This window comes from Streptomyces beihaiensis, assembly GCF_026274175.1.
In the GTDB taxonomy this organism is placed as follows: Bacteria; Actinomycetota; Actinomycetes; order Streptomycetales; family Streptomycetaceae; genus Streptomyces; species Streptomyces beihaiensis.
Map to the genome: position 1 here is coordinate 1 of NZ_JAPHNL010000154.1, position 4,639 is coordinate 4,639.

The following is a 4,639-nucleotide window of genomic DNA, read 5'->3' on the forward strand; positions in this document are numbered from 1 at the left end:
CCCGCCCCTCACGCGTGGCCAGGGCGGCACGAGCCGCCGTGAGCCTAGCGTCAGTTGTGGCCGAACCGCTTCTGCCGCTTGCTGCGCTCCGCCATGTTCGAGGGGCTCGGAGCGTCGCTGTGGGCCTCCATGGCCGTGGACTTTGCCTGCTCCTGGGCCTGCTCCGGGGTGGCGGCCTTGGAAGCGTGCTGCTGGCGACTCTGCTTCTTGTTCTTGGCCATGGTGATCTGCCTCCTGCGGGGGATCTAGGGGCCAGGGCCGCGTTCAGATTCACACATATGAAGAAAGAGCGCATTTCGTGCCATAACCGTGCGTCATGGCTCCGTATCCGCCACGCCGAAGATCGAGTTCGGGCCGTTAACCTCCGCGTGGTCGGGCAGACTCGAAGGAAACCCGGAGCGAACCCGCGGGCGCCGCCCCGTGGAGTGCGTCCGGACAGCCGGAAGTCGGCGAAAGAGGGTGGATCGCGTGGACCGTTGCATCGTCCTGGTGGACGCCGGGTATCTGCTGGGCGCCGCCGCGAGTCTCCTCGCGGGCGAGCCCTCACGCTCCCGTATCCATGTCGACCACGCGGCCCTCATCCAGGGCCTGCGCGAGCGCGCCGAGTCCGAGACCGAGCGGCAGCTGCTGCGCATCTACTGGTTCGACGGCGCCCCCGACCGCGTCCCGCAGCCCGAGCACCGCAGGCTGCGCGTCATGCCCCGCGTCACCGTCCGGCTCGGTGCCCTCACCCGCACCGACGGCCGCTGGGCGCAGAAGGGCGTCGACGCGGCCATGCACGCCGAGCTGACCGAGCTGGCCCGCAACCGCGCCTGCTCCGACATCGTCCTGGTGACCGGCGACGGGGACCTGCTGCCCGGCATGATGGCCGCCAAGGAACACGGTGTCGCCGTCCACCTCTGGGCCGTCCAGGCCGCCGACGGCGACTACAACCAGTCCGAGGACCTGGTCGCCGAGGCCGACGAGCGGCGGGTCCTCGACCGCGCCTGGATCACCAAGGCCGTCCATGCCAAGGACTTCGGCGGCGTCTGCACCCCACCGCCCGCGCCCCGCCCCGAGATCGCCGCGATTCTCTCCGCCCCACTGCCCGACTCCGCGCTCGCCGCCGCCGGTCGGCCCGCCCAGGAACGGGTCGAGGGCGCGCCCGTGCAGCACGCGCCCGCCGCCCGCGCGGAGAGCGACACGGGGGAGCGGCCGGGCCCCGGCAAGACGGTTCCCACGCCGAAGGACCTCGCCGCGCTGCGCGGCCCCGGCGCCCCCGCGGCCCCCCACCACCCCGCCGGCGCCACCCTGCGCTGGTCGTCGGACAAGGGCTGGGTGGAGCGGCCGGGCGCGGGCGAGCCGCCCGAGGCGGCCTCGCTGCCGACCCTCGCGCAGCTCACCACGGCCGAGCAGCGCTGGGCCGACCGCGAGGAGGACATCACGGCGGTCGGCGGCGACCCGTACGAGGTGGGGCAGGTCTTCGCCCGGCGCTGGATGGGCCGCCTCGCCGACCAGGGCCACCTGCAGAAACTGGCCGTCATGTACCCGCGCGTCCCGCACCGCATCGACGGCGAGCTGCTCCGCTACGCCGCCCGCTTCGGGCTCCTCGCCCACAAGGACGACCAGATCGACGAGCACGACCGCTACGCGATCCGGGCCGGCTTCTGGCGCGAGATCGACGTGACCACGGCGGAGCACGAGCCCACCCCCGAGTGACCCGGAGACCGGCCGCGTCGGGGGCCCGTCGCGGCTGAGCAGGCAAGGCAGGGCCCAGGGGAGTGCCAACGCGGGGTAAATGTCCGGCCCCCGGACACCGTCGCGGACCCCGTACCCCGTACCCTCGTTCCTCGTGAGCACGCGCACCTCCGAGGCCGGACCCGCCCAGGACACGGGCACCGTCGTATGCGCGGTGCGAGGGCTCACCAAGACCTACCCGGCCGCCCGCGGCCGCCGCGGAGCCCCGTCGGCGCCCGCCGTGCGCGCCACCGACGACGTACGGCTCGACATCCGGCGCGGCGAGATCTTCGGGCTGCTCGGGCCGAACGGAGCGGGCAAGTCCACCCTCGTACGGCAGCTCACCGGCCTGCTGCGCCCCGACGCGGGAACCGTCGAGATCCTCGGCCACGACATCGTGCGCCACCCGGACCGGGCCGCCCGCCTCCTCGCCTACCTCGGCCAGGAGTCGACCGCGCTCGACGAGCTCACCGTGTCCCTCGCCGCCGAGACCACCGGACGGCTGCGCGGCCTGCCGCTCAAGGACGCCCGCGCCGAGCGCGACGCCGTGATCGAGGAGCTGGGGCTCGGCCCGATCGCCGCCCGCCCGCTCAAGAAGATCTCCGGCGGGCAGCGGCGCCTGGCCTGTTTCGCCGCCGCGCTCGTCGGCGAACGGCCGCTGCTCGTGCTCGACGAGCCGACCACCGGCATGGACCCGGTCGCGCGGCGCGCGGTATGGGCCGCCGTCGACCGGCGCAGGGCCGAGCGCGGCACGACCGTCCTGCTGGTCACCCACAACGTCATCGAGGCCGAGACCGTCCTCGACCGGGTCGCCGTCGTCGACCGGGGCCGCGTCATCGCCTGCGACACCCCGGCGGGGCTCAAGCAGCAGGTCGCCTCGGAGGTGCGGGTCGAGCTGGTGTGGCGGGAGGCCGCGCCGACCGGTCTCGCGGAGGTGGACGCGCTGCGCGAACACGCCGTGGAGGCCGGACGGCGCTGGTCGCTGCGGCTCGCCCCGGACGAGGCCCGCACCGCGGTCGCCACCCTCACCGGTGGCCCCGCCTTCGACCACCTCGACGACTTCTCCCTCGCCACACCGAGCCTGGAGGACGTGTATCTCGCGCTCGGTGGCAGCCGCAGCGACGTGAAGGGCCTGGTGAAGGCATGAGTGCCGGATCAGCGCAGATGGTGGGGGAGCGGGGCGTCGGCGCCTCCTCGTCGGCCCGCACCGCCGACGGCGCGCTCGCGCCCGCCGCGCGGCTGCTGCCGTCGCTGGCCGCCGTCTACCGCGCCCAGCTCTCCCGCGCGCGGGTGGCCCGCATCCCGCTCCTGTTCGTGGCGACCTTCCAGTCCGTGGGCATCATGGTCCTCATGCGCGGCGTGGTCGACCGGGGCAGCAGTGAGGCGCAGTCGGTCGTCGCCGGATCCGCGGTCCTCGTCGTCGCGTTCGTGGCGCTCAACCTGCTCGCCCAGTACTTCGGGCAGCTGCGGGCGGCCGGCGGGCTCGACCACTACGCGACACTTCCGGTGCCGCCCGCGTCCGTGGTGCTGGGGGCGGCCGGCGCGTACGCGTCGTTCACCGTGCCCGGCACCCTGGTGACCGGGGTCGTCGGCTGCGTCATGTTCGACCTGCCGCTCGGTCACCTGTGGGTGCTGGCCGCCGTGATCCCGCTGGCCGGTGCGGCGCTCTCCGGGCTCGGGGCGGCGCTCGGGCTGCTCGCGCCGCGCCCCGAACTGGCCACGCTGCTCGGACAGCTCGGCATGTCGGCGGCGCTGCTCCTCGGCGTGCTGCCCGCCGACCGGATGCCCGAAGTCGTCCGGTTCGCGCGTGACCTGCTGCCGTCGACGTACGGCGTGGAGGCGTTCGCGCGCACGTTCGGCCACCACCCGAACTGGCCCGACGTCCTGCTCGACCTCGGCGTCTGCGGCGCCGTCGGCGTCGCCTCGCTGGCCGTGGCGACCTGGGCGTACCGTCGCGCGGCCGTCCGGTGACGCGCCCCGCACCGGCACCTGGCACGATGGGCGGGTGACCGCACCGCTGACGCCCCCACCGCACCAGCCCCCGCACAACGACCACGGCGGCAACCACGGCAGCCATGGCGGCGACGATCCGTGGCGGACCCCCGGTCCGGCGTCCGGCGGACAGCCGCCCGCGGCGCCGCAGGACGGTCCCGGACTGGGCACCGAACTGCGTGAGGCCGCCGTCGTCACGGTCGGTGTCGCGCTGTGCGGCCTGCTGCTCGGTGCCCTGTGGCTGTGGCTGGCCCCGCGGGTCCCGCTCATCTCGGACGCCACGGCGGTCTACCTCAAGGACACCGAGGGCGAGCAGGCCATCGGCATCGACGGAACGTTCACGCTGCTCGGCCTCGCGCTGGGCGTCGTCACCGCGGTCGCCGTCTTCCTGTGGCGCAGGCGCGGCGGTGTGCCGCTCGTCGTGGCGCTCGCCGTGGGCGGACTGCTCGGCGGCGTGCTCGCGTGGCGGTTCGGCGTGTGGCTCGGTCCCATGCAGGACGTGGCCGCCCACGCCAAGCAGGTCGGCAAGGGCGTGGTCTTCGACGCGCCCATGGAGCTCAAGGCGAAGGGCGCGCTCCTGGCGTGGCCGCTCGCCGCGATGATCGTGCACCTCGCCCTGACGGGCCTGTTCGGCCCCCGCGACCCCGACCCGCACGCCGGTTACTACGGCCCCCGGCCCGCCGAGGGCCCGGCCGCCGACCCGGGAACCGGCCCGACGGCCTGACACCGGCCACCCGACACGGGCCGCGCCGCGCGGGGGCCCGCACCTCACGCGGGCTTGCGGCCGTGGTTGGACTTGCCCTTCCTGGTACGCCACTTGCGCTTGCGCGTCCTCTTCGACATGTCCTTGGTGCCTAGTAGTGCTTGGTCAGGTTGATGTCGGGGTGGGTATGTCGCGGTGGCAGGTGGGGCAGGCGCCGGTCCATGTGGC

The 4,639-nt window shown here is 74.5% G+C and carries 5 protein-coding genes; 4 read left to right on the top strand and 1 reads right to left on the bottom strand.

Annotated elements, in window-relative coordinates:
* Positions 1-50: 50 nt before the first annotated feature.
* Positions 51-221, bottom strand: coding sequence for a hypothetical protein (locus tag OFY01_RS15145; RefSeq protein ID WP_266600129.1), 171 nt, complete (start codon positions 219-221; stop codon positions 51-53).
* Positions 222-468: 247 nt separating this feature from the next.
* On the opposite strand from OFY01_RS15145, the gene OFY01_RS15150 reads away from it, so the two are divergent.
* The 4 genes from OFY01_RS15150 (at position 469) to OFY01_RS15165 (ending at position 4,432) form a co-directional block, all read left to right on the top strand.
* A complete protein-coding gene (locus OFY01_RS15150; protein WP_266600131.1) occupies positions 469-1,698 on the top strand; it encodes an NYN domain-containing protein in 1,230 nt (409 codons plus the stop codon).
* Between the two features lie 133 nt (positions 1,699-1,831).
* Positions 1,832-2,863, top strand: a complete 1,032-nt coding sequence (locus tag OFY01_RS15155) for an ABC transporter ATP-binding protein (protein ID WP_266600133.1) — start codon at positions 1,832-1,834, stop codon at positions 2,861-2,863.
* A gap of 17 nt (positions 2,864-2,880) precedes the next feature.
* Complete coding sequence (locus OFY01_RS15160) at positions 2,881-3,687, top strand: ABC transporter permease (RefSeq protein WP_266600137.1); 807 nt, start codon at positions 2,881-2,883, stop codon at positions 3,685-3,687.
* 34 nt (positions 3,688-3,721) lie between these two features.
* Positions 3,722-4,432 carry a DUF2567 domain-containing protein gene (locus tag OFY01_RS15165; protein WP_266600135.1) on the top strand — a complete coding sequence of 237 codons (711 nt, stop codon included), beginning with the start codon at positions 3,722-3,724 and terminating at the stop codon, positions 4,430-4,432.
* Positions 4,433-4,639: the final 207 nt, after the last annotated feature.